The organism is Streptomyces sp. NPDC093221, assembly GCF_044753885.1.
Classification (GTDB): domain Bacteria; phylum Actinomycetota; class Actinomycetes; order Streptomycetales; family Streptomycetaceae; genus Actinacidiphila.
Window position 1 is genome coordinate 277,361 of record NZ_JBIVOA010000005.1, and the last position, 22,051, is coordinate 299,411.

The following is a 22,051-nucleotide window of genomic DNA, read 5'->3' on the forward strand; positions in this document are numbered from 1 at the left end:
TCACGGTCATGGACAACAGCAACGGCATGGACAGCACAGGCAGGGACAGCACACGCATGGACGGCGCAGGCAGGGACGGCTCAAGCAGGAAGGGCGCAGGCAGGGAATCCCGGCACCTCGGCATCCGTATCGACCGTCCCGTCAAGGACGTCTACGACTACGCCTCGGACCCGGCGAATCTGCCGGAGTGGGCGCACGGGCTGGGCGGCTCGATCGAGGAGATCGACGGTCAATGGGTCGCGCGATCCGCCCCCTTGGGGCGGGTGACCGTCGCCTTCTCGCCCGCCAACGAGTGGGGCGTGCTCGACCACGACGTCACGTTGCCCTCCGGGCGGACCGTCTCCAACCCGGTCCGGGTGATCGCGGACGGCCCGGCCAGCGAGGTCGTCTTCACGCTTCGGCGACAGCCGGAGACGAGCGACGACGAATTCCGGCGCGACGCCGAGTCCGTCACCGCCGACCTGGCCCGGCTCAAGAGCCTGCTCGAAGCGGCCGGACGGCCGTAAGACGCCCCCGCGGGTGTCAGTGCCGTGCGATAGACAACTCCTCACAGACTCCGGCGGTAGCGGGAACGAGCGATGAGGGGGCCACCATGGCGGTCGAGGGCGCGGCGGCGGATACGGAGGCCGGGCTGGCCGGGCGTACCGAGGTGGTCGGCGGGATCGAATCGCTGGTCCTCGACGGCCGCCGCCTCTGGTTCGGCTTCGACTTCACCTCCGACCAGGTGCTCTCCCCGCTGATCGACGACGCGGGAGCCATGGCGCGGTTCGCCGCGCGGCACATGCGGCAGCGCACCGGCGCCCACGACGAGGCGTACTGGGCGGAGCTGGTCGCGTCCGCCGTCGACAGCTCGGACCTGGTGTGGCGCGACGAACAGCGCGCCTTCACCACGAGCGCCTTGGAGGCCGGGGACGCGGGCCCGGCGGCCGGACACCTGCTGTACCTGCTCGACGCGGCCACCGAATGGGACGGCCACGCGCCCGCGGACCTCCCAGCAGCCGGCCTCCCGGCCGATGTCCCCGCCGACCTCCCCGCCGACGCGGAAGAGGCCGAACAGACACTGCGCGCCCACCACGCCGTGGGCAACTGGTCCCTGCTCTTCGCCCCCTACATCCGCGGCCTCCCGCACAAGACGTCCGCCCGCGGGCGGTAGCCGGGGACAGGCATCTCGCGTACACGAACGACGCCGTCGCCCGCTGCGTCAGGGCAGACAACGTCAGGGTCGAGTCCGTCGTGCCGAGCCGCCGCGGGGTGGTGTCTTTGGGCCGCGGTTCGGGCACGGTCACGCATATGCAGGGGCGCAAGAAGATGCTCTCCGGTGCCTCCGAACTGTGACGATCGACGGTGGCCGGGCGGGGCGCGGGTCTAGCTCTGGTCGAGCTGAGCCGGATGCGGGTCCCACCCGGCGGAGTACGACCAGGCCAGGTCGGACATGGGTGACAGCGTGAACGTGATCTGTGCCTGCTTGCTGGTGGAGGCGAACCGTATTTCGTTCACGGTCGGCGTCACCTGCGTTGGGATGCAGCGCAGGGGGAAGCTGAGCCCGGAAGGTTCGATGGCGACGGTGAGTGTCCCGGTGCCTTTGCAGTTCACGGCGATGGCCAGGGTCTTGCTCGCCCGAATGCCGCCTATGAGAGGGAACTCGGTGTCCTTGCTCAGGGAGGCCGCCGACGCCAGGGTGGGGACGTTCACCTCGCTCAGGTTGGGGGCCTTGGCCACCGACGGTGCGTGTGGGTCGACAGCGACCGGCACGGTCGGGGAGCCCGTGCGCGTCGGTGTCGGGTCAGGGGCGGAGTGGCCGGTCGTGCACCCTGCGAGCACGGCGGCAAGGGCTGCGGCCAGTGCGGCGGCGCTGATCCGGTGGGCGGGCACTAGTTCTTCGATTCGGAGATGTACCAGCCCACATGGTGCGGGGTGTAGCTGGTGACGGTGACGTGAGCCGTGGTGGCGCAGTTGGTGTAGTAGTGGTAGCTCACGCCCTGGTTGCGCAGGCGGTAGACGCCGTACGTCGCGAAGGTGGTGTAGTGCGCCGGTGTGGTGATGGACGAGGAGTTGGAGAATCCCACCGACAGTGAACTGCTGAGCGACACGTCGTACTTCGTCTCGATCTTGGCGATCAGCACACTGACGCTGGTGCTCAGTGTCCCCGACAGGGACACTCCGACCGTACCGGTCGTCGACGAGCTGAACGTCGATGTCATCGACCTGCTGGTCGCGTTCGTGTTGGCCTGCGTGGGCCCGACGGCGCGCATGTGGTAGCCGCCCTTATACGTCGGGGTATACACCGAGACCGGGTCGCAGTACTGGCCGCCGGGGTGATTGCCTCCCCCCGGAGGCGTGCTCGGGATGTCCGGCTCGGTGCCGAGCTGGCTTGCCGGAACGTCCACCGCGTCGGATTCGTCGACGTCGTCGACCGGCGTCTCGTGCACGGTCGACGAGTCGCCGACCGTGTCGCTGTCGTCAGCGAAGGCCGCCTGCATGCCGACCCCGCTAAACAGGACGAGCGCGGTTGACGTGCCCGCCACCGCTCTGACGGCACGACGGCGCAACGAGTGATCACGCATGACGATGTACCCCACCCTTTCTGGCCCGAGCCAGATTTCTGCTGGTCAAAGGCTCCCTGTGGGAGAGCTGAGCAGACCTTGCGGCATCCGCCACAAGATCGTCAAGGAACTCGGAGGCCACTTGAGCCTCCCCTGAGAAACACCAAAAGGGACATCCGGTCGGCCTGCGGCTCCCCCAACCACCCGCTCGCGCCCCGCAGTGGCCCACGCCCCGCGCGGTCGGACCGGAGAACGTCGCCGCCCACAAAGAGAATTGACGAACCGCCAGCCGGAGCGCCGCCATGGACGTCGGCGGCGGGTGGCAGTTCCGCCTCACTGGCACCACCGCCGCGAGCATGCCAAACATTTACCTCCCGCATATGCGAGGCATACCGACGTGCGACCGCGGCTCGGGCCCGGCCGGCCACCGGTTGACGGTCGGCCAGAGCGCGGCCGGGCAGGAAGATCCGTGTGCCGCAGTTGCCGCAGGCACCGCGCGGAGCCTCTCGGCCTGCCGTGCGTGGTCAACGACGATGCCCGGAAAGGCGGTTGCTGACCGGATCGTTCCGTTACGGGCAGGCACTCGGCGAGCAGGTCGATGACGTCCCGCCAGGCGCGCTGTGCGCGCTGTGCGTGGTGTGGGTGGTGGCCGACCCCGGGGACCGGGGAAGTCGACGTGGCCACCGAGTGGACCGGCCGGGTGCCCGCGGACCTCGGCGCAGTCGCCCGCGGGCGGTAGCCAGGGACAGGTTCTCCCTGGCTAAAAGGGCGGCGGGCTCGGAGAATGGAAGGGTGATCGACAGGACAGGGCTGGCCGACTTCCTCCGCCGGAGGCGGGAGGCGCTGCGGCCCGCGGACGTCGGCCTGGCCGAGGGGGTACGGCGGCGGACGCCGGGGCTGCGGCGCGAGGAGGTGGCGCAGCTGGCGGGGGTGTCGACGGATCACTACACGCGGCTGGAGCAGGCGCGCGGCTCGGCGCCGTCCGAGTCCGTCGTGGCGGCGCTCGCGCGTGTGCTGCGCTGCGACCCGGACGAGCGGGACCACCTGTTCCACCTCGTCGGGCTGTCGGCGCCGCCGCGCCTGGCCGGGAACCGGATCCGTCCGGGGCTGATCAGCCTCGCGAGCCGTCTGGTGGACGTGCCGGTGTGCATCTACACCGACCTCGGCGAGGTGGTGTGGACGAACGCGCTCCAGGACGCGCTCACCGGCCGGGACGTCACGGGCCCCGGCCGCGAGAACAACATCTTCTGGCAGTGGTTCACCGATCCGGCCTGGCGCGCGCGGGTGCCGGAGGAGGACTGGCCGCGGATGTCGGCGGCGCACGTCGGCGACCTCCGCTCGACGTACTCCCGCCGCGCCGGGCACCGGGGCCTCGCCGACCTGGTGCGGGATCTGCTCGACAGCAGCGCCGAATTCCGCGCGCTGTGGGAGCGGCACGAGGTCGCGGTGCGCCGCGCGGACCGCAAGAACGTGCTGCACCCGCGGGTCGGGCTGGTCCGGCTGCGCTGCGAGGTGCTGCTCACACCCGAGGACGACGTACGGATGCTGGCGTCGTTCCCGGTCGAGGGCACCGACGCCGCGGAGAAGCTCGCGCTGCTCCGCGCCGACGCGACGGCGGCCCCGACCACAGGCCCGGCTACGGCCACAGGCCCGGCACCGGCACCGGCACCGGCACCGGCACCGGCACCGGCTACGGCCACAGGCCCGGCTACGACACCTGCTACGACACCGGAACGATCTTCGGAGTCGGCTTCGGCAACAGCGCCGTGAGCGCGGTGCCCACGACCAGGAAGGCCGCGCTGATCAGGAAGGCCAGGGAGTAACCCGAGGTCAGCGCGCGGGCCGCCGACGCTCCCGCGTGCCCGCGGGAGGAGATACGGCTGGCGGCGGCGGTCGCGAGGATCGTGAGCCCGAGTGCCCCGCCGAGCTGGCGGGAGGTGTTGAGGAGGCCGGAGACGAGCCCCTGTTCGCTCATGCCGACACCGGAGGTGGCCGCCGCCGCGATGGGGGTCATCATCAGGCCCGCGCCGAACATGGTGAGGACACCGGGCCCGAGGATCGAGGTGAGGAAGGCCCCGTCCACGGTGAGCCGGCTCTGCCAGGCCAGACCCGCCGCCGAGATGAGCCCGCCCGCCGCGCCGACGATCCGGCTGTCCACGTAACTCATCAGCCGGGGCGCCAGCTTGGAGCCGACGATGATGCTGACGGTGTGCGGCAGGAAGGACAGACCGGCCCGCACCGGGCTGTAGTGCAGCACATTCTGCATGTACAGCGACAGGAAGTACCAGGTGGCGAAGGTCGCGGCCCCGGCCGCGAGCAGGACGGTGTTGGCCGCGGACACCGAACGGATACGGAACAGGCGCAGCGGCATCAGCGGCTGGGCGGTCCTGGCCTCGACGGCGACGAAGCCGCCGAGCAGGACGGCGCCCCCGATGATCGGCAGCAGCGCGGTGGCGGACGTCCAGCCGTGCGACTCGCTCTCGGCGATGCCGTACGCGAGGGCGGCGACACCGCCGGTGACGAGGACGGCGCCGGGTACGTCGAGACGGCGGCTCGTACCGCCGCGGCTCTCGGTGAGCCACAGCGCGGCGCCGACGATCACCAGCGCGCCGATCGGCACGTTGACCAGCAGCACCCAGCGCCACGACAGGTAGTCGGTCAGCAGGCCGCCGACCAGGCCGCCCGCCGCGCCGCCGCCCGCGCCGACCGCCGTCCAGGTGCCGATCGCCCTCGTCCGCTCGGGGCCCTCGGGGAAGGACGTGGTGAGGATGGCGAGCGTGGTGGGCGCCAGTACGGCGGCGCCGATGCCCTGGAGGGTGCGGGCGGCGATCAGCAGCCCCGAGGACTGCGCGAGGCCGCCCGCGAGGCTCGCGGCCGTGAACAGGCCGAGGCCGACGAGGAAGACGCGCTTGCGGCCGAAGAGGTCGGCGGCCCGGCCGCCGAGCATCAGCAGGCCGGCGAAGGTGATCGCGTACGCGTTCACCACCCACTGCTGACCGGCCTGGCTCAGCGCCAGGTCCGTACGCATCGACGGCAGCGCCACGTTCACGACGGACACGTCGAGCACCACGAGGAACTGGCCCGCGCACACCGCGACCAGCACCGCCCATGCGGGCGGCGCCGGGCGCCCGGTACGGCGGGGGGTTCGTTCGCGCTGTCCGAGGAGATCGCTCATGGGGACCATGCTGCCGTCCCGACTGTCACGAAAGCATCGGGATTTTGGCCTACGTCCACCCCCGCCGGGGCCTAGGCCGACTTCCGGGGGGTACGTGCTTCGGGACCGGTCCCGGGACAGGTGGGTTTGGCTGTACGCATGAACCATCAGCCTTCCGCGGGCCCGGCCCGTTTCCGTCCGCTCGTCCGTGCCGTGCTGTTCGCGGCCGTGGCCGCCGTCCTCGTATCGTGCGGCGACGGCGGCGCGGGCGGCTCCGGCCGCTCCGACGGCGCGGGCCGGGCCGTACCGGCGTCCCGCACACCGACGACCGCCACGCCATCCCCGAGTCCCACGACCCCCAGCCCGTCGCCCGCCCCGACGCTGCCCGTGCCGTCGGACGGCACGGACACGGAGCTGTGCAGGGACGGGCGCTGCGAGGTCCGGGTGACCGAGGGCGACACGATTCCGGTGCCCGCGCGGTCCGGTGTCGGACGGCTCACGGTGACCTCGGTCGGGGGTCACACGGTCATGCTGACCGCACCGCTGATCCAGTCGCAGTTCGACTCCGACGGCGGCTGCCAGATGAGCGTCACCGGCCCGTCGGACGAGGACTCCGGCTCCACCGACCTGACCTGCGAGGCGGGCACCAAGGGGAGGGTGAACAAGCTGAGTCTCCAGCTGCTCGGCGTCGTGGGCAGGGCCGCCGTGCTGCGTATCGGCCTCGCGGCCTCGGGCACCGGCGCATAAGGCCCCGGCCCGGCCCGCGTCCCGGCGGAAATAAGGTGAACCCCATGACGGATGTGGTGGCGGCGTTCGAGGCCGCGAAGGGGTTCATGCCACGGGACGAGGGCCTGGCCCTGTACGCGGCGGCGAAGGAGGCCGCGGCCGGACTCGGGCTGCCGCTGCTGGAGGTGGGCACGTACTGCGGGCGGTCGACGATCCTGCTGGCGGACGCGGCCCGGGGCGCGGGCACGGTGGCGGTGACCGTCGACCACCACCGGGGCAGCGAGGAGCAGCAGCGGAACTGGGGCAACGGCGAGTACCACGACCCGGAACTGGTGGTGGAGGAGGCGACGGGGCTGATGGACACGCTCCCGGCCTTCCGCAGGACGCTGTACGAGGCGGGCCTCGAAGAGCACGTGATCGCGGTGGTCGGGAGGTCACCGCAGGTCGCCAGGGTGTGGCGGCAGCCGCTCGGGCTGGTGTTCATCGACGGTGGGCACACCGACGAGCACGCGGGCGGCGACTACGAGGGGTGGGGGCCGCTGGTCGCCGAGGGCGGGCTGCTGGTGATCCACGACGTGTTCGCGGACCCGGCCGACGGCGGGCAGGCGCCGTACCGGGTGTACCGGCGCGCGCTGGACTCCGGCGCCTTCGCCGAGGTCTCGGCGACGGGGTCACTGCATGTGCTGCGCAGGCTGCCGGGCCCGTTCGAACCGTAGCCCGCGCGTCCTACGGCCGGGCAGCCGCACGAACCGCGGCCCCGCCCCGCCCCGCACGCCCCGCGCGGCATACGGCCGAGCGGCCCACGCCACCCGTCGCCGTCACGACCACCTCGCCCTCCGTAGCTCCCCGGCCGCGCCGCGCGACCGCCCTTCAGGGATGTCCGCGAGGCCGATAGAGTCGCTGGCGTGTTCAGGAACGAGTCGTACGGGGGCGGCAAGCGCCGCTCTCTGATCATCGCCGTCGCCGTGGTCGTACCGGCGTGCCTGGCAGGTGGTCTGGTGTACCACGCGGTGGGCGATTCCGGGGGCTCGGAGCAGGACAGCGCGGTACGGGCCGCGCCGACGTCCTCGCCGTCGGCCTCACCGACCTCGGCGGGTACCGGCGACGACGGCCAGAAGGGCTCGGCGCCGCAGGCGGACCTGGCGGGCACGGCCCCGACCGCGCAGGCGACGGCCTCCCCCCGACCGCTCAACACCGCGGGCGCGATGAGGCCGTTGGCGGGAAAGGTCGTCGTCCTCGACCCCGGCCACAATCTCAACAACGCCAAGCACACGGCGGAGATCAACAAGCTGGTGAACATCGGCACCGCCCGCAAGGAGTGCGACACCACGGGGACGGAGACCAACTCCGGTTACGCGGAGGCGACGTACACCCTGGACGTCGCGCACCGGGTGCGGGCGATCCTGCTGGCGCGCGGCGCGCAGGTGAAGCTGACGTACGACGGCGACCGGGCGTTCGGCCCGTGCGTGGACGAGCGGGCCCGGATCGGGAACGCGGCGCACGCGGACGCGGCCCTGTCGATCCACGCGGACGGCGCGCCCGCGTCGGCGTCCGGCTTCCATGTGATCGCGCCCACGTCGGTGCACGTGGGCATCGCGGACACCCGTAAGATCGCGGCGCCCTCGTATCTGCTGGCCACGACGCTGCGTTCGCGTTTCGCCGCGGCGACCGGCGAGCACTTCGCCGACTACCTCGGCGGCGGTACGGGGATGACGGTCCGCGACGACCTCGGCGGGCTCAACCTGTCCACCGTTCCGAAGGTGTTCATCGAGTGCGGGAACATGCGCAACGCTCATGACGCCAAGTCGTTGACGGACTCCGCGTGGCGGCAGCACGCTGCCCAGGGGATCGCCGACGGCCTCACCGCCTTCCTCGAAGGGAAGAGGTGACAGGGCTGTAGCAGTCCGGTATGGATCGTGCACCAATGGTCATACCTGGCTGTCCGGACATGATCACACCCGTACGATGGGGCACCGCCCGATTGAGTACGGCCGAGTTAACCGAACTGACAAAGGACAGGACCTGACGTGAACATCCGCTCCCTGACCCGAGGAGACGGCGCGGTGATCGGAGCAGCGGTGCTGCTGCTGATCGCCTCGTTCCTGCCGTTCTTCAGCTTCAAGTCGCCGTTCAACGGCGCGGAAAGTTCGCGGAACCTGTGGCACTCGGACTACTTCCCGATCCTGCCTTCGGTGACGCTGGCCGCGCTGATCGCCGCCGCCGCGGTGGTGCTGGCGCGTACCGGTCCGCTCGTCGGGCGGCAGATCCTGGGGCTCTCCCTTGAGCAGTGGGCCGTCGCGATCTCGCTGTTCGTGGGCTGGACCGCCCTGTGGGCGACGCTGTTCGACAACCCGGACGGCGTCGACAAGGGCGCGGGCAACTGGCTGACGCTGCTGTTCGGCGTCGTCATCGCGGTGGCGGCCCCGCTGTCCAACCGTCTTCCCGCGCTGAAGGCCCCGCTGCTCGGCGCCCCGCGGCCCGCGGCCCAGCCGTACGGTGTCGGCCCCGGCCAGCAGCCGTACGCGGCGGGTCCGCCGCAGGCCGGTTACGGGTACCCGGGCGGCGCGCAGTCCGTCGAGACGCCGTACGGTCAGCCGCAGCAGGCCCAGCAGCCGTACGGTGCGCAGCAGTCGGCGCCGCAGCCGGCCGCCGCGCAGGGTCCGTCCTCGGACTTCACCGCTTTCTGGTTCGCGGTGCCGGTGCCGCGCCCGTTGTTCGCGGAGGACAACCCGGGTGCGCAGATCGCCGAACTGACGCCGGGTACCTGGTACTTGGCCGTGGACCAGCGCGGCTCCGCGCTGATCGCGCAAACCCAGGACGGGCGGCGCGGTGTGCTCCAGGACAGCAGCGGCATCCAGCGCGGCTGATCGTTTCTCCTTCCGGTACGCGACAGCGGCCGGTCCCGCTCCGGACCTCCGGACGCCGGGACCGGCCGCTGTTCTTTTCCGGCCGCCTGCCCGCCCCCCCAGCCCGTCACCCGGCCGCCCGCTGCCTGTGTACGGCCCCGCGCCCGGCCGCCGGTCTTCCGGCCCGCGGCGGGCGCGCGTACCCTCCCACTATTCCTGACGCACCGTCAGATCACTTGCCCCCAGGAGGCGTTCATGCGGCTCGGACTCGCGCTCGGTTACTGGGGCCGCGGCCCGGACCCCGGCCATGTGGGGCTGGCACAGGAGGCGGAACGGCTGGGCTACGACTCGGTGTGGACCGCGGAGGCGTGGGGCTCGGACGCCTTCACCCCGCTCACCTGGATCGCCGCGCACACCAGCCGGATCAGGCTGGGCACGGGTATCGCGCAGATGGCGGCCCGCTCCCCCGCCGCCACCGCGATGCAGGCGCTCACCCTCGACCACCTCTCCGGCGGGCGGATGCTGCTCGGCCTCGGCCTGTCGGGACCGCAGGTGGTGGAGGGCTGGTACGGCCGCCCGTTCCCGAGCAGCCCGCTGACCGCGACCCGCGAGTACGTGGACGTGATCCGCCAGGTGCTGCGCCGCGAGGCGCCGGTACGGCTGGACGGCCGTTTCCACGCGCTGCCGTACGCCGGTCCCGACGGCACCGGGCTCGGCCGCCCGCTGAAGCCCATCACCCACCCGCTGCGCGCCGCCCTGCCGGTGCTGCTGGGCGCCGAGGGTCCCAGGAACATCGCCCAGACGGTACGGATCGCCGACGGCTGGCTGCCGCTGTACTGGTCGCCCTTCCGTACCGACGCCTACGACGCGCCGCTCGCCGACGCGTCGAAGGACTTCATGGTCGCCCCGCTGGTCCGCGCGCAGGTCTGCGCGGACCCGGCCGACGGGCTGCTCCCGGTCAAGGCGATGCTCGGCTTCTACATCGGCGGCATGGGCGCGCGCGGCCGTAATTTCCACGCCGAGCTGATGGGCCGGATGGGGTACGAGGAGGAGGCCGGGCGGATTCAGCGGCTCTTCGCCGAGGGCCGCCGCGAGGAGGCGGTGCACGCCGTGCCGGACGCCTTCGCCGACGAGATCTCGCTGGTCGGGCCGCGTGAACGGATCGCCGACCGGCTCGCGGCCTGGCGGTCGGGCCCGGTCACCGACCTGCTGGTGACCGCGCCCGACCGGGAGACGCTGCGGGTGCTGGCGGAGCTGAACGCCTAGCGGGCGGCCCGGCGGAGGGCTCCGAGCGCGTCAGCCGACGATGTCCTCAGCCGACGATGCCCTGAGCCGCCGCCGCCCTCAGCCGCCGATGTCCTTGAGCGACGGCACGTTGTCGGTGACGTCCGCCCCCGCGCTCTTGCCCGCTTCCTTGACCTTGTTGATCACGTCGTCGAAGCTGTTCGCCGCCTGGTCGGCGGAGTCGCCCTTGCGGAGCTTGGCCGGCAGGTCCTTGAGCGCGTCGATGCCCGCCGTCAGCGGTGCCACCGCCTTGCTCAGCGTGGGGTCGGCCTTGGCGTTCCCGGCCGCCGCCTTCAGCCTGTTGTAGGCGAAGGTGCCCGCGAGACCGGCCTTGACCAGCGCGAAGGTCCGGCCGCTCGCGCCCTTCTTGAACTTGCCCGCCTTGTACGGCTTCACGATCCACTGGTACGTGGCCCCGGCCGCGAGGCCCGCGTTGGCGACGAAGCGCGTCTTGGCCAGCTTCTGCTTCTCGACGGTGCTGGTCGGCGACGCGCTCGGGTCCGAACTGCCGGTCGACATGGAGTCCGTGGACTTGCCGCAGGCGGTCGCCGTGAAGAAGGTGACGGCGAGCAGGAGCGCGACGATCGTCCGGCGCAACGGGATGCGTGTCGGCACGGGGACCTCCGGGGTGGCATACGGGCTACGGGTGCGGGGCGTGCGTGATCTTTGGCAGCATCACCCGGCCCCGGTCCGCCCGCCACTCGGGAGTTCTGGCCAGATCCTCACGCTTCGCGAGGGCGCGCCGTCACCGCGGAATCGAAAGGAGTTTCAATCGCCGGAGCCGGGCAATGCGGTTGTCATGGCCAGACGGTATGGCGGTAACCCCGCCGCGGCGATCATCCTCATCGTCGCAGACATCGCTGCACTGATCCTGATCCTGTGGATCTTCTTCTTCGTGTTCGACGCCAACCGGGCGAACGACCTGGTCAACTGGGTCCATCACTCGGCGAATTGGCTCGCGGGCTGGTCGAAGGACCTGTTCACGGTGGACAACGCCAAGTGGCGCACCGTGCTCAACTACGGTCTGCCCGCAGCCGTCTACCTGCTGGTCGCGCACGCGGTGGCAGGCCGGGTCAACCGCGCCTGACGTACGGCACGCGTCTCAGCAGCAGCCCGTCCTGCCGGACGCCTCGGGTTCCAGCCCGACCGGCAGCCGTTCCCCGCTGAATACGGCGGTGGTCGCCTCGTCCCCCCCGAGCGCGGCCACCGCCAGCAGCACGGCGGCGGCGGTCCACGCGGTGCGCTCCACCGGCCAGACGGCGTCGTCGTCGTAGACGTACCCCGTCCAGTACAGGCCGTCGTCCGCGCGCAGGTGCCGCATGTCGGCCAGCAACTGTACGGCGCGGTCGGACTCGCCCACCGCCCAGAGCGCCAGGGCCAGTTCGGCGGTCTCGCCGCCGGTCACCCACGGGTTGGGCACCACGCAGCGGACGCCGAGGCCCGGCACCACGAAGCGGGACCAGCCCTCCTCGATCCGCTCCAGCGCGCGCGGCCCGCGCAGCGCGCCGGACAGCACCGGGTAGTACCAGTCCATGGAGTAGCGGCTCTTGTCCAGGAACCGCTCCGGGTGGCTGCGGATCGCGTGCCCCAGCGCGCCGGTCGCCAACTCCCAGTCCGGCTGCGGCTCTTCGCGGTGCTCGGCGATGGCCAGCGCGCAGCGCAGCGCCTGGTGGATCGATGAACTCCCGGTCAGCAGCGCGTCGGTGACGACTCCCCCGCCGTGCTCGGCCGCCTCCCGCTTCCAGCCGATCTGGCCGCCGGGCTGCTGGAGCCCCAGCACGAACTCCACCGCCGCGTAGACCGTCGGCCACAGCCGGTCCACGAACGCGTCGTCCCCGGTGGACAGATAGTGGTGCCACACGCCGACGGCCACGTACGCGCAGAAGTTGGACTCCTGGCCGCGGTCGGTCGGCCGCTGCGGGTCGCCGTCCTGGTAGGCGGCGTACCAGGACCCGTCCTCGTTCTGGTGCCTGGCCAGCCAGTCGTACGCGGCCCGCGCGCGCTCGTGCTCGCCCGCCGCGTCCAGCGCCATCGCCGCCTCGACGTGGTCCCAGGGGTCGAGGTGGTGGCCGCGGAACCAGGGGATCGCGCCGTCCTCGCGCTGGACCGCCGCGACGGCGTCCACCGTCTCCGCGGCCTGCTGGGCGGTGAGCACACCGGGCAGCGCCAGCCGCTCCGTGCGGTCCGGCCTCCGGCTGGGATACGTCACTTGGCGGCGCTCGGGGCGGCTGTGACGTCGGTGTCGTCCGCGGACGGCGAGACGGCGTCCACCGGCAGGTGCGGCTTGGTCGCGTAGGCCACGAAGCTCTTGCCGATCAGCGGGTTGAGCGCCTGTTCGGCGACCCTTGTGGCCAGCGGTTTCTTCATGATGTCCCAGACCAGCAGCTTGTGGTACAGCTTCACCGGCAGCGCCTTGTCGTTGTCCACGCCGACCGCGCACTTGATCCACCAGTACGGCGCGTGCAGCCCGTGCGCGTGGTGCGTGCCGTACGGGCGCAGGCCCGCCTCCCGCATCCTGCCGAGCAGTTCGTCGGCCTTGTAGATGCGGATGTGGCCGCCCTCGACCTCGTGGTAGGCGTCCGACAGCGCCCAGCAGACCTTCTCCGGGCCGTAGCGCGGCACCGTGACCGCGATCCGGCCGCCGGGGCGCAGCACCCGCACCATCTCGGCGAGGACGCCCTTGTCGTCGGGGATGTGCTCCATCACCTCGGAGATGATGACGACATCGAAGCTCTCGTCGGGGAAGGGGAGTTGGAGGGCGTCGCCCTCCATCGCCACCGCCGACGCGCCCTCCGGCGCCTCGCCCTCCTCCTTCATCGCCGCGAACCAGCGGGCGACTTCGCGGATCTCCTCGCCGTTCCTGTCCAGCGCCACCACGTGCGCTCCGCGCCGGTAGCACTCGAAGGCGTGGCGCCCGGCCCCGCATCCGAGGTCCAGCACGCGGTCGCCTGCGGCGAGCGGGAAACGGGTGAAGTCGACGGTCAGCATCAGCGGTTGCTCCCTACCGGGCCGGACTCGGTCTCGGGGGGCACGTCCCCCATACGTTCACCTTGCGCGAGGGCGCGCCCTTCAGGGGCGCGGGGCACCGCGCGCTCGGCCGGTGCGGCGCCGCGGCTCACCGACCGCCCCAGCGGGTCGGACGCGGTCGGTTCCGCGACCACCGGCCCCGTGGCGGGTTGCTCGCGCCCACGCGGCGGCAGCCGCACATCGGACACGGGCCCGCGAGCCCGCGGGGCGGAGGCGATCGCTTCGCGGTACAGGGCCACCGTCGCCTCGGCGGCCCGCTCCCACGTGAAGTGGGCCAGGACGCGGGCGCGGCCGGCGGCGGCGAGCCGCTTGCGAAGGCCGGCGTCGTCGAGGACACGTTCAAGCCCAGCGGCAAGCGCACCGGCGTCGCCCGGGGGCACGGCGAGGCAGGTCTCGCCGTCGGGCCCGGCGACCTCGGGGATGGCGCCGCCGGTGGTGGCGACCAGCGCGGTGCCGGTGGCCATCGCCTCGGCGGCGGGCAGGGAGAAGCCCTCGTAGAGCGACGGCACGCAGGCGACCTCGGCGCCCCGCAGCAGGTCGACCAGCTCGGCGTCGCTGATGCCCTTGACGAATTCGACGGCGTCCGCGAGGCCGAAGTCGGCGATGGCCTCGGCCACGGGCCCCTTCTCCGGCCGTTTGCCGACGACGACGAGATGGGCGTACGGCCGCTGCGCCCGCACCTTGGCGAGCGCCTCGATCAGGAAGACCAGGCCCTTGAGAGGCACGTCGGCGCTCGATGTGGTGACGATCCGGCCGGGCACCTCGGCCACGGAGGGGTCGGGCGAGAAGAGCCGGGCGTCGGCGCCGATCGGGACGGCGCGGATGCGGTCCGGCCGTACGCCCAGGTCCTCGATGATCTCGTCGCGCGAGGAACCGGAGACGGTCACCACGGACGGCAGGCGGCGGGCCACCCGCTTCTGCATCTGCGTGAAGCCGTACCAGCGGCGTACCGACAGCCGTCGCTTCCAGCCCTGCGCGGCGGCCAGGTCCAGGCGGCGGTCCACGGTGATGGGGTGGTGGATCGTGGTGACCAGCGGCAGGCCGAGGCCGAGCAGCCCGTAGCCGAGCGTCTGATTGTCGTGGACGACGTCGAACTCGGCGCGGCGGGCGGCGAGATGGCGCCGGGCACGCAGGCTGAAAGTGAGCGGTTCAGGGAAGCCGCCGGTCCACATGGTGGCGACCTCGAGGGCGTCGACCCAGTCGCGGTACTCGCCGCGCTTGGGGGTGCGGAACGGGTCCGGCTGCCGGTACAGGTCGAGGCTGGGCAGCTCGGTGAGGGTGACGCCCTCGCCGACCGCGTCCAGCACGGGGTAGGGCTGCGCGCCGATCACCTCGACGCTGTGGCCGAGCGCGGCCAGCTCGCGGGACAGGTGCCGGACGTACACGCCCTGGCCGCCGCAGAAGGGATTTCCCTTGTAGCTGAGCAGGGCAATCCGCAGCGGCCTGGCCTGTGAGGTCACTCCGGCCCCCTTCTCGGTCGCGATTGAGCCGGAGCGTAACCGCTGTCGCGCTAATCTAGAACAAGTTTCAGACTTGATGGTACAGAAAGCCAGTCCACCGGCCGCCGGACGGTCGGATCACGCCGCCGGGGGCGGGGCCCGGTGCGGGCCGAGGGTGACTCGCACCACGTCACCCGCCCTGCCATCATGCACGCAGCGCGGGACACCGGCGGCACGGGCCGACCGGCCCGCGGACCGGCACGCAAACGGGTACGGGAACGGCACGGGATGGGACACATGAGCACTGACTCCAAGCCGTCCAGCCCGCCGCTCCCGCGCGTACCGTCGCACTCCCCCGCGCCGCACTCGCCGCCGCTGACGGAGCGGCAGGAGGCCCGGCGCCGCCGCATCCTGCACACCAGCGCGCAGCTCGCCTGCCGGGGCGGTTTCGACGCCGTGCAGATGCGGGAGGTCGCCGAGACCTCGGGCGTCGCGCTCGGCACGCTCTACCGCTACTTCCCCTCCAAGATCCATCTGCTGGTCGCGACCATGCAGGACCAGCTCGGGCAGTTGCACGGGACGCTGCGCAAGCGGCCCCCGGTGGCGGCCGAGCCGGCCGACCGGGTCGCGGAGACCTTGATGCGGGCCTTCCGCGCGATGCAGCGCGAGCCGCATCTGGCCGACGCGATGGTGCGCGCCCTCACCTTCGCCGACCGTTCGGTCAGCGCCGAGGTCGACACCGTCTCGCGGCTGACCACGGCGATCATCCTGGACGCGATGGGCCTGGACGCGCCCCCCACGGCCGAGCAGCTCTCGGCCGTCCGGGTCATCGAGCACACCTGGCACTCCGCGCTGGTCACCTGGCTCTCCGGCCGGGCCTCGATCGCCCAGGTGAAGATCGACATCCAGACGGTCTGCCGTCTGATCGACCTGACGTCCCCCGAGTAGCGCCCGCGCGAGCGCGGCCGACGCGCTCCCGGCCGAGGGTCACGGGCGAAGATCACGGCCGAGGGTCACGGGCGAAGATCACGACCGTGGCTGGCCGCCACCGCCCGGCGACCGGGGACCCACGACCCCTTCACGGGAACTTCACCGGGCCCTCGCCGACCCGTCGCCCGTCGTACCGTCGGAGCGGGATCGCCGGTAACCGGATACCCGGTCAACACACTTACACCTCAAGGGAGTTGACTGTCCGCGTGCGCGTAAGCGCGCGCAGCATATGGGGCAATAATGCCCCACTGCAACCTTGTCTCCGAAATTTCCAGAAACGATCTGGACCCCGCGTGAGCGGAACGGCAGACTCGGAACCACCATTCAGAAGGGACACCATGCCGCTCAGAAGCACCGCAACCGCCCGCCAGGAGCGCCTCGGTGCGGAGCTACGGAAAATGCGGGAAGCCGCAGCGATCACCGCGCGGGACACCGCGCGGCTGCTCGGCACCGACCCGGCGAAGGTGAGCCACATCGAGGCCGGGCGGCTCGGCGTGAGCGAGGAGCGGTTACGCAGACTCGCGGCGTTCTACGAGTGCGGCGACACCGCGCTGATCGACGCGCTCGTGGTCATGGCCAACAGCCAGGGCCGCAAGGGCTGGTGGGAGACCTACCGCGGCGTCGTACCGGCCGGGCTGCTGGACATCGCCGAGCTCGAACACCACGCCACCCGGCTCCGTACCATCCAGATCACCCATATTCCGGGTGTGTTCCAGACCGAGGACTACACCCGTACGGTCTTCGGCTACGCCATCCCGCCGTTGCCGGACAACGAGCTGGAGGCGCGGGTGGCCCAGCGCATGGAGCGTTCGGGAGTGCTCTACCGGGAGACGGCGCCGCCGTACGAGGCGCTGATCCACGAGGCCGCGCTGCGCATGCGGTTCGGCGGCGGGAAGGTGGCGCGCGCCCAGCTCGAACACATCCAGGAGCTGAGCCATCTGCCGCACATCAGCGTGCGGGTGATCCCCTTCGCGGTGGACGGTCACATAGGTTCCGGCCACGCGATGCTCTACGCGAGCGGTCCGGTACGGCCGCTCGACACCGTTCAGATCGACTCCGCACACGGCATCAGCTTTCTGCACGCGGCACCGCATCTGTCCAATTACCGCGTGCTCTACAACACTCTCGCGGAGGTTGCGCTGGATCAGTCCCGGTCACGGGACTTCATCCGCGACATCTCCCAAGACCTCTGAAAGGCCCGCCGATGATCGCGCCCGCGCCGCTCGTTTGGCAGAAGTCCACGTACTCGCAGGAACAGGGCGAGTGCGTCGAGCTGGCCGAGGACGGCGGCGCGGTCCTGCTCCGCGAGAGCGACGACCCAGGGGTCGTGCTGTGTACGACGCCGACCGCGCTGGCCCGCTTTCTGCGGGCCATCAAACGCGGCGGGTGAGGCGGGGACGGTTCCGGGCCGCCGCGCCCGGTCCGGGCCAGTCCGGCCCGGCCCGGCCCGGCCCGGCCCGCAAGGGTGACGACGGGTAGCCCGGCCGGGTGATTCCGGCCGGGCGGGCTGTTCACACCGTCCGTCGGGTCACTCCTCCGGCGGGAAGACCGGCTCTCCCGACCCCTGCACGGTCAGGGTGATGGCCTCCACCGGGCAGCTCTCGGCCGCCGCGAGGAGGCCCTCCGAGGCGTCCGCCTCCGCCTCCACCGCGCGGGACTGGCGGGGCACGCCGCCCAGCACGAAGGCGCCGGGGGCGCCGATCGCGCACAGTCCCGAGCCGATGCAGACGGAGCGGTCCACGTCCACGTGCCAGCGGTCGCCCATCAGTCGGTGCCGCCCGCCGCGCCGCCCGCCGCGCCCGCTGCCCCGGCGGCCTCCCGCGCCGGGGCGGCCGGGTAGTCGGCCGGGAGGTGGATCATCTTGTGCTCCAGGTACTCGCTGAACCCCTCGGGCCCGAACTCCCGCCCGAGACCTGAGTCCTTGTAGCCGCCGAAGGGGCCGAGCATGTCGAGGCTGAAGGTGTTGACGGAGTACGTGCCGGTACGCACCTGGCGCGCGATGTCGATGCCGTGCTCGGTGTCGGAGGTCCACACGCTGCCGGACAGGCCGTAGTCGGAGTCGTTGGCGATGCGTACGGCGTCGGCCTCGTCGTCGTACGGCAGCAGGCAGATCACCGGGCCGAAGATCTCCTCGCGGGCGATCCGCATCCCCGGCGCGACGTCGCCGAACAGCGTCGGCTCGACGTACCAGCCGGTGTCCAGGCCGCTCGGCCGGCCGCCGCCGGTCAGCACCTTGGCGCCCTCGCGCTGGCCGATCGCGATGTAGTCCAGGGAGCGCTGCCGCTGGCGTTCCGCGACCAGCGGGCCGACCTCGGTGGCCGGGTCCAGCGGGTCGCCGACCACCAGCGCGGAGGCCGCCGCCGCCAGCCGCTCGGCGATCTCGTCGTAGTGGGTACGGGGGGCCAGGACGCGGGTCTGGGCCACGCACGCCTGGCCGTTGTTCATCCACGCGTTGGGCACGATCCCGGCGACGGCCGCCGTCAGGTCCGCGTCCGGCAGGATCACGGCCGCCGACTTGCCGCCCAACTCCAGTGTCACGCGCGTGAGATGGCGCGCGGCCACCTCCATCACCCGCTTGCCCGCCGCGACCGAGCCGGTGAACGACACCTTGTCCACGCCGGGGTGGCCGACGAGGTACTCGCTGACCTCGCGTCCGGCGGGCACGATGTTCAGCACCCCGTCCGGCAGCCCGGCCTCCCGCGCGATCTCCGCCAGCAGATAGGCGTCGAGCGGCGACTCCGGCGACGGCTTGAGCACCGCCGTGCACCCGGCGAGCAGCGCGGGCCCGAGCTTCGCCGCCGCCGTGAACTGCGGTACGTTCCACGGCACCACGGCCGCGACGACGCCGACCGGCTCGCGCCGTACCAGGATCGGCCCGAGCGCTCCGGCCCGCCGCTCCTCGTAACGGAAGTCGCGCGCCACGGTGATCGCGGCGTCCCAGACCATCATCGCGCCGAGCGCCTGGGCCAGGACGCTCCAGGAGACCGGTGAGCCGTTCTCCCGGCTGATCAGCCGGGCTATCTCCTCGTGCCTGACCAGGACGGCGTCCTTGATCCGGCCGACGACCTCGATCCGTTCCGCCAACGTCGAGCGGGGCCAGGGCCCTTCGTCGAACGCGGTGCGGGCCGCCGCCACCGCCCGGTCCACATCCGCCCGCGACGCGTGCGGCACCCGTCCGAACACCCGCTCCGTGTGCGGCGACACGACCTCGATCGTCCCCCCGTCCCCCGCCGGATCGACGAACGCCCCTCCGATGAACAGCTTTCCGTGCTCGATGAAGTCGGAACCAGGACCGGGATCGTTCATCGCTGTCGCCTCCGCCGCTCTCGCTGTCTCCGCTCGAACCATTTCTGACGCTCAGTCAGAACTGATACCAGTTCTCGTTATAGTGGGCAATGGACGCGGCACGCCCGGCGGCGGCCGGAGAGGAGCCATCCCATGGCGGACCACGGCACGGCTGGCCGGCGGCAGGAGCGGGGTCGGGTGGTCGACCACGGCGGCGGGGTGTGGAGCGTGCCGGTGCCGATTCCCGACAACCCGCTCGGGTACACGCTGGTGCACCTGCTCGACACCGACGACGGGCCGGTGCTGGTGGACAGCGGGTGGGACCATCCGGACTCGTTCGCGGCGCTGGAGCGCGGGCTGCGGGAGGCGGGCACGTCGGTGGGTGACATCCTGGGGGTGCTGGTGACGCACCACCATCCGGACCACCACGGGCTGAGCGCGCGGGTGCGGGAGGCGTCGGGGGCGTGGATCGCGATGCACGCGGCCGACATCGACGTGGTGCGGCGCACGCGGGAGGCCGAGCCGGGTGTGTGGGTGGAGTACCTGCTGGCGCGGCTGGCGGCGGCGGGCGCGCCCGAGGAGCACCTGGCGCCGCTGCGCGAGTACGGCGGGCAGGCGCTGCCGGGACGGCCGCCCGCGCTGCCGGACCGCGAGATCGTCCCCGGCGAGCGGCTGCCGCTGGCGGGCCGCCGGCTGCGCGCGGTGTGGACGCCAGGACACACGCCGGGGCACGTCTGCTTGTACCTGGAGGAGAGCCGCCGGCTGTTCTCCGGTGACCACCTCCTGCCGGAGATCTCGCCGCACATCGGCCTGTACGAGGACCCGGACGCCGTCGTCGAGACCGACCCGCTCGGCGACTACCTCGACTCGCTCGAACGCATCGCCCGCCTGGCCCCCGCCCAGGTGCTCCCGGCGCACCAGTACGCCTTCGCGGGCGCCGCCGGCCGGGTCGGCGAACTCCTGGAGCACCACGCCGCGCGCCTGGCCGAGCTCCTCGCCCTCATCACCCCCGGCCCCCGCACCCCTTGGCAGCTCGCCGAGGCGCTGCCCTGGAACCGTCCCTGGTCGCGCATCCCCGCGTCCTCGCGGACCATCGCCGTCTCCGAGACCGAGGCGCATCTGCGGCGGCTGACCAAGGCGGGGCGCGCCGAGCCCGTGCCGGGGTCCGACCCGGTGACGTACCGGGCCGTCTAGCGCGGCACCGGGACGTTAGGGTGTTCCTCATGCTCCTGCGCCGCCGCGCCACCACCGTGGCCACCGTCGCCGTCCTGGCACTGGCCGCCCTGACGGCGGCGCCGTCCGCCGTCGCCGCGTCGCCCGACACGCGGTCGCGCGTGACGGCGGCGAGCGCGACGGCCTCGCCCAGCCCGACCGGTGACACGAAGAAGGACGGCGGATCGGCGGGCACCAGTACGTGGCTGATCGTCAGCATCTTCTTCGTCGCGAGCGTCGGCGTGGGCTTCCTGCTCAGCGGCCGCAAGGGCCGCAGGCAGCGCTGACTCCCGCGCGGGGCTCGTCCGGGCGGTGCTTCACAGCCGCTGGATGATCGTGCCCGTGGCGAGCGCGCCGCCCGCGCACATCGTGATCAGGGCGAACTCCTTGTCGGCGCGCTCCAGTTCGTGCAGCGCGGTGGTGATCAGCCGGGCGCCGGTGGCGCCGACGGGGTGGCCGAGCGCGATGGCGCCGCCGTTGACGTTGACCTTTTCGAGGTCCTGGTCGAAGACCTGGGCCCAGGACAGGACGACGGAGGCGAAGGCTTCGTTGATCTCGACGACGTCGATGTCCCGCAGCGTCATCCCGGCCTTGCCGAGGACGGCGCGGGTGGCGTCGACGGGTCCGTCGAGGTGGAAGTGCGGGTCGGAGCCGACCAGGGCCTGGGCGACGATCCGGGCGCGGGGGCGCAGGTGCAGGGCGCGGGCCATCTTCTTGGAGGCCCACATCACGGCGGAGGCGCCGTCGGAGATCTGCGAGGAGTTCCCCGCGGTGTGGACGGCGGTGGGCATGACGGGCTTGAGCCCGGCGAGCCCGTCCATGGTGGTGTCCCGCGGGCCCTGGTCGCGGTCGACCAGCCGCCACATGCCGAGCCCGGCGTGCTGCTCGACCTCGGTGGTGGGCACCTGGACGGCGAAGGTCTCGCGCTTGAAGCGCTCCTCGGCCCAGGCGCGGGCGGCGCGTTCCTGCGAGATGAGGCCGAGCCGGTCGACGTGCTCGCGGGTGAGTCCGCGGCGGCGGGCGATCCGTTCGGCGGCCTCGAACTGGTTGGGCAGGTCGACGTTCCACTCGTCGGGGAACGGCTTGCCGGGCCCGTGCTTGGAGCCGCTGCCCAGCGGCACCCGCGACATGGCCTCGACTCCGCAGCCGATGCCGATGTCGATGACGCCCGCGGCGACCATGTTGGCCACCATGTGGTTGGCCTGCTGCGAGGATCCGCACTGGCAGTCGACGGTGGTCGCGGCGGTCTCGTAGGGCAGGCCGACGGCGAGCCAGGCGTTGCGCGCGGGGTTCATGGACTGTTCCCCGGCGTGGGTGACGGTGCCGCCGACGATCTGCTCGACGGCGTCGGCCTGGATGCCGGTGCGGCCGAGCAGTTCGCGGTAGGTCTCGCCGAGCAGATAGGCGGGGTGGAGGTTGGCGAGCGCGCCGCCGCGCTTGCCGATCGGGGTGCGTACGGCTTCGACGATGACGGGTTCAGCGGCCATGAAGCTCGTCCTCTTCTCAACTAAACTAGTACGCGTTCTAGTTCTTCCCGCAGTCTTA

The 22,051-nt window shown here is 72.1% G+C and carries 24 protein-coding genes; 14 read left to right on the forward strand and 10 right to left on the reverse strand.

All coding sequences use genetic code 11. The features are described from left to right. Positions 1–56 precede the first annotated feature (56 nt). Together ACIQCJ_RS21585 and ACIQCJ_RS21590 are read left to right on the forward strand one after the other, a co-directional pair. A complete protein-coding gene (locus ACIQCJ_RS21585; protein ID WP_402712366.1) occupies positions 57–506 on the forward strand; it encodes an SRPBCC family protein in 450 nt (149 codons plus the stop codon). Between the two features lie 86 nt (positions 507–592). After that, complete coding sequence (locus ACIQCJ_RS21590; RefSeq protein ID WP_402712252.1) at positions 593–1,153, forward strand: hypothetical protein; 561 nt, start codon at positions 593–595, stop codon at positions 1,151–1,153. Positions 1,154–1,365: 212 nt separating this feature from the next. Here the strand turns inward: ACIQCJ_RS21590 and ACIQCJ_RS21595 are convergent, their stop codons facing one another. Together ACIQCJ_RS21595 and ACIQCJ_RS21600 are read right to left on the reverse strand one after the other, a co-directional pair. Continuing rightward, positions 1,366–1,719 carry a hypothetical protein gene (locus tag ACIQCJ_RS21595; RefSeq protein ID WP_402712253.1) on the reverse strand — a complete coding sequence of 118 codons (354 nt, stop codon included), beginning with the start codon at positions 1,717–1,719 and terminating at the stop codon, positions 1,366–1,368. Between the two features lie 152 nt (positions 1,720–1,871). After that, positions 1,872–2,525 (reverse strand): hypothetical protein, encoded by a 654-nt coding sequence (locus ACIQCJ_RS21600; protein WP_355345373.1) that lies wholly within the window; start codon positions 2,523–2,525, stop codon positions 1,872–1,874. An 810-nt stretch (positions 2,526–3,335) separates the two neighbouring features. Between ACIQCJ_RS21600 and ACIQCJ_RS21605 the strand changes: the two genes are divergently transcribed. Beyond that, positions 3,336–4,313, forward strand: a complete 978-nt coding sequence (locus tag ACIQCJ_RS21605) for a helix-turn-helix transcriptional regulator (RefSeq protein ID WP_402712254.1) — start codon at positions 3,336–3,338, stop codon at positions 4,311–4,313. On the opposite strand, the gene ACIQCJ_RS21610 is transcribed toward ACIQCJ_RS21605, so the two are convergent. Next, complete coding sequence (locus tag ACIQCJ_RS21610) at positions 4,264–5,718, reverse strand: DHA2 family efflux MFS transporter permease subunit (protein ID WP_391116493.1); 1,455 nt, start codon at positions 5,716–5,718, stop codon at positions 4,264–4,266. The genes ACIQCJ_RS21605 and ACIQCJ_RS21610 overlap by 50 nt on opposite strands. A 138-nt stretch (positions 5,719–5,856) precedes the next feature. On the opposite strand from ACIQCJ_RS21610, the gene ACIQCJ_RS21615 reads away from it, so the two are divergent. The 5 genes from ACIQCJ_RS21615 to ACIQCJ_RS21635 all read left to right on the forward strand — a co-directional run bounded on the left by ACIQCJ_RS21615 (position 5,857) and on the right by ACIQCJ_RS21635 (position 10,535). Further along, positions 5,857–6,444: a hypothetical protein gene (locus tag ACIQCJ_RS21615; RefSeq protein ID WP_402712255.1), complete on the forward strand. Its 588-nt coding sequence runs from the start codon at positions 5,857–5,859 to the stop codon at positions 6,442–6,444. Between the two features lie 44 nt (positions 6,445–6,488). After that, complete coding sequence (locus ACIQCJ_RS21620) at positions 6,489–7,139, forward strand: class I SAM-dependent methyltransferase (RefSeq protein ID WP_402712256.1); 651 nt, start codon at positions 6,489–6,491, stop codon at positions 7,137–7,139. A 189-nt stretch (positions 7,140–7,328) separates the two neighbouring features. Beyond that, the gene (locus tag ACIQCJ_RS21625; protein ID WP_355345388.1) at positions 7,329–8,312 is read left to right on the forward strand and encodes an N-acetylmuramoyl-L-alanine amidase; all 984 of its coding nucleotides are present in this window, start codon (positions 7,329–7,331) and stop codon (positions 8,310–8,312) included. Positions 8,313–8,450: 138 nt separating this feature from the next. Next, positions 8,451–9,290: a hypothetical protein gene (locus ACIQCJ_RS21630; RefSeq protein ID WP_355345391.1), complete on the forward strand. Its 840-nt coding sequence runs from the start codon at positions 8,451–8,453 to the stop codon at positions 9,288–9,290. Positions 9,291–9,524: 234 nt separating this feature from the next. Continuing rightward, positions 9,525–10,535 carry an LLM class F420-dependent oxidoreductase gene (locus ACIQCJ_RS21635; RefSeq protein ID WP_401304218.1) on the forward strand — a complete coding sequence of 337 codons (1,011 nt, stop codon included), beginning with the start codon at positions 9,525–9,527 and terminating at the stop codon, positions 10,533–10,535. Positions 10,536–10,613: 78 nt separating this feature from the next. Here the strand turns inward: ACIQCJ_RS21635 and ACIQCJ_RS21640 are convergent, their stop codons facing one another. After that, entirely contained in the window at positions 10,614–11,168 is a 555-nt protein-coding gene (locus ACIQCJ_RS21640; RefSeq protein ID WP_401304220.1) for a hypothetical protein, read from the reverse strand. 184 nt (positions 11,169–11,352) lie between these two features. Here ACIQCJ_RS21640 and ACIQCJ_RS21645 point away from each other — a divergent pair, with 184 nt between their 5' ends. Then, positions 11,353–11,640, forward strand: a complete 288-nt coding sequence (locus ACIQCJ_RS21645) for a hypothetical protein (protein WP_188285062.1) — start codon at positions 11,353–11,355, stop codon at positions 11,638–11,640. 15 nt (positions 11,641–11,655) lie between these two features. On the opposite strand, the gene ACIQCJ_RS21650 is transcribed toward ACIQCJ_RS21645, so the two are convergent. Genes ACIQCJ_RS21650 through ACIQCJ_RS21660 form a run of 3 tightly spaced genes read right to left on the reverse strand, consistent with a single transcriptional unit; the run spans position 11,656 to position 15,064 of the window. Continuing rightward, entirely contained in the window at positions 11,656–12,762 is a 1,107-nt protein-coding gene (locus ACIQCJ_RS21650) for a prenyltransferase (protein WP_391160146.1), read from the reverse strand. Beyond that, complete coding sequence (locus ACIQCJ_RS21655; protein WP_402712257.1) at positions 12,759–13,541, reverse strand: methyltransferase domain-containing protein; 783 nt, start codon at positions 13,539–13,541, stop codon at positions 12,759–12,761. Before ACIQCJ_RS21655 ends, ACIQCJ_RS21650 begins: the two co-directional genes overlap by 4 nt. Continuing rightward, entirely contained in the window at positions 13,541–15,064 is a 1,524-nt protein-coding gene (locus ACIQCJ_RS21660) for a glycosyltransferase (protein ID WP_402712367.1), read from the reverse strand. The genes ACIQCJ_RS21655 and ACIQCJ_RS21660 overlap by 1 nt, the downstream gene beginning before the upstream one ends. 252 nt (positions 15,065–15,316) lie before the next feature. Here ACIQCJ_RS21660 and ACIQCJ_RS21665 point away from each other — a divergent pair, with 252 nt between their 5' ends. From ACIQCJ_RS21665 to ACIQCJ_RS21675, 3 genes are all read left to right on the forward strand, one after another. Beyond that, a complete protein-coding gene (locus tag ACIQCJ_RS21665; protein WP_188285065.1) occupies positions 15,317–15,967 on the forward strand; it encodes a TetR family transcriptional regulator in 651 nt (216 codons plus the stop codon). A gap of 380 nt (positions 15,968–16,347) precedes the next feature. Further along, entirely contained in the window at positions 16,348–17,202 is an 855-nt protein-coding gene (locus tag ACIQCJ_RS21670) for a helix-turn-helix transcriptional regulator (protein WP_188285066.1), read from the forward strand. 11 nt (positions 17,203–17,213) lie between these two features. Continuing rightward, positions 17,214–17,399, forward strand: a complete 186-nt coding sequence (locus tag ACIQCJ_RS21675; RefSeq protein WP_188285067.1) for a DUF397 domain-containing protein — start codon at positions 17,214–17,216, stop codon at positions 17,397–17,399. A 138-nt stretch (positions 17,400–17,537) separates the two neighbouring features. On the opposite strand, the gene ACIQCJ_RS21680 is transcribed toward ACIQCJ_RS21675, so the two are convergent. After that, on the reverse strand, positions 17,538–17,774 hold the full coding sequence (locus ACIQCJ_RS21680; RefSeq protein WP_355345411.1) for a ferredoxin: 237 nt from the start codon (positions 17,772–17,774) through the stop codon (positions 17,538–17,540). Further along, positions 17,774–19,315, reverse strand: coding sequence for an aldehyde dehydrogenase family protein (locus ACIQCJ_RS21685; protein WP_391160152.1), 1,542 nt, complete (start codon positions 19,313–19,315; stop codon positions 17,774–17,776). Before ACIQCJ_RS21685 ends, ACIQCJ_RS21680 begins: the two co-directional genes overlap by 1 nt. Positions 19,316–19,447: 132 nt before the next feature. On the opposite strand from ACIQCJ_RS21685, the gene ACIQCJ_RS21690 reads away from it, so the two are divergent. Together ACIQCJ_RS21690 and ACIQCJ_RS21695 are read left to right on the forward strand one after the other, a co-directional pair. Further along, on the forward strand, positions 19,448–20,488 hold the full coding sequence (locus ACIQCJ_RS21690; protein WP_402712258.1) for an MBL fold metallo-hydrolase: 1,041 nt from the start codon (positions 19,448–19,450) through the stop codon (positions 20,486–20,488). 29 nt (positions 20,489–20,517) lie between these two features. After that, on the forward strand, positions 20,518–20,793 hold the full coding sequence (locus ACIQCJ_RS21695) for a hypothetical protein (protein ID WP_391047311.1): 276 nt from the start codon (positions 20,518–20,520) through the stop codon (positions 20,791–20,793). A 30-nt stretch (positions 20,794–20,823) separates the two neighbouring features. On the opposite strand, the gene ACIQCJ_RS21700 is transcribed toward ACIQCJ_RS21695, so the two are convergent. Further along, on the reverse strand, positions 20,824–21,993 hold the full coding sequence (locus ACIQCJ_RS21700; RefSeq protein ID WP_391160155.1) for a steroid 3-ketoacyl-CoA thiolase: 1,170 nt from the start codon (positions 21,991–21,993) through the stop codon (positions 20,824–20,826). Positions 21,994–22,051: the final 58 nt, after the last annotated feature.

Coding starts and splice junctions, on each gene's coding strand:
- ACIQCJ_RS21645 (WP_188285062.1), top strand. CDS start 11,353: ATGGCCAGACGGTATGGCGGTAACCCCGCCGCGGCGATCATCCTCATC.
- ACIQCJ_RS21615 (WP_402712255.1), top strand. CDS start 5,857: ATGAACCATCAGCCTTCCGCGGGCCCGGCCCGTTTCCGTCCGCTCGTC.
- ACIQCJ_RS21695 (WP_391047311.1), top strand. CDS start 20,518: ATGCTCCTGCGCCGCCGCGCCACCACCGTGGCCACCGTCGCCGTCCTG.
- ACIQCJ_RS21665 (WP_188285065.1), top strand. CDS start 15,317: ATGAGCACTGACTCCAAGCCGTCCAGCCCGCCGCTCCCGCGCGTACCG.
- ACIQCJ_RS21610 (WP_391116493.1), bottom strand. CDS start 5,718: ATGAGCGATCTCCTCGGACAGCGCGAACGAACCCCCCGCCGTACCGGG.
- ACIQCJ_RS21585 (WP_402712366.1), top strand. CDS start 57: ATGGACGGCGCAGGCAGGGACGGCTCAAGCAGGAAGGGCGCAGGCAGG.
- ACIQCJ_RS21675 (WP_188285067.1), top strand. CDS start 17,214: ATGATCGCGCCCGCGCCGCTCGTTTGGCAGAAGTCCACGTACTCGCAG.
- ACIQCJ_RS21655 (WP_402712257.1), bottom strand. CDS start 13,541: ATGCTGACCGTCGACTTCACCCGTTTCCCGCTCGCCGCAGGCGACCGC.
- ACIQCJ_RS21690 (WP_402712258.1), top strand. CDS start 19,448: ATGGCGGACCACGGCACGGCTGGCCGGCGGCAGGAGCGGGGTCGGGTG.
- ACIQCJ_RS21620 (WP_402712256.1), top strand. CDS start 6,489: ATGACGGATGTGGTGGCGGCGTTCGAGGCCGCGAAGGGGTTCATGCCA.
- ACIQCJ_RS21680 (WP_355345411.1), bottom strand. CDS start 17,774: ATGGGCGACCGCTGGCACGTGGACGTGGACCGCTCCGTCTGCATCGGC.
- ACIQCJ_RS21670 (WP_188285066.1), top strand. CDS start 16,348: ATGCCGCTCAGAAGCACCGCAACCGCCCGCCAGGAGCGCCTCGGTGCG.
- ACIQCJ_RS21685 (WP_391160152.1), bottom strand. CDS start 19,315: ATGAACGATCCCGGTCCTGGTTCCGACTTCATCGAGCACGGAAAGCTG.
- ACIQCJ_RS21700 (WP_391160155.1), bottom strand. CDS start 21,993: ATGGCCGCTGAACCCGTCATCGTCGAAGCCGTACGCACCCCGATCGGC.
- ACIQCJ_RS21590 (WP_402712252.1), top strand. CDS start 593: ATGGCGGTCGAGGGCGCGGCGGCGGATACGGAGGCCGGGCTGGCCGGG.
- ACIQCJ_RS21635 (WP_401304218.1), top strand. CDS start 9,525: ATGCGGCTCGGACTCGCGCTCGGTTACTGGGGCCGCGGCCCGGACCCC.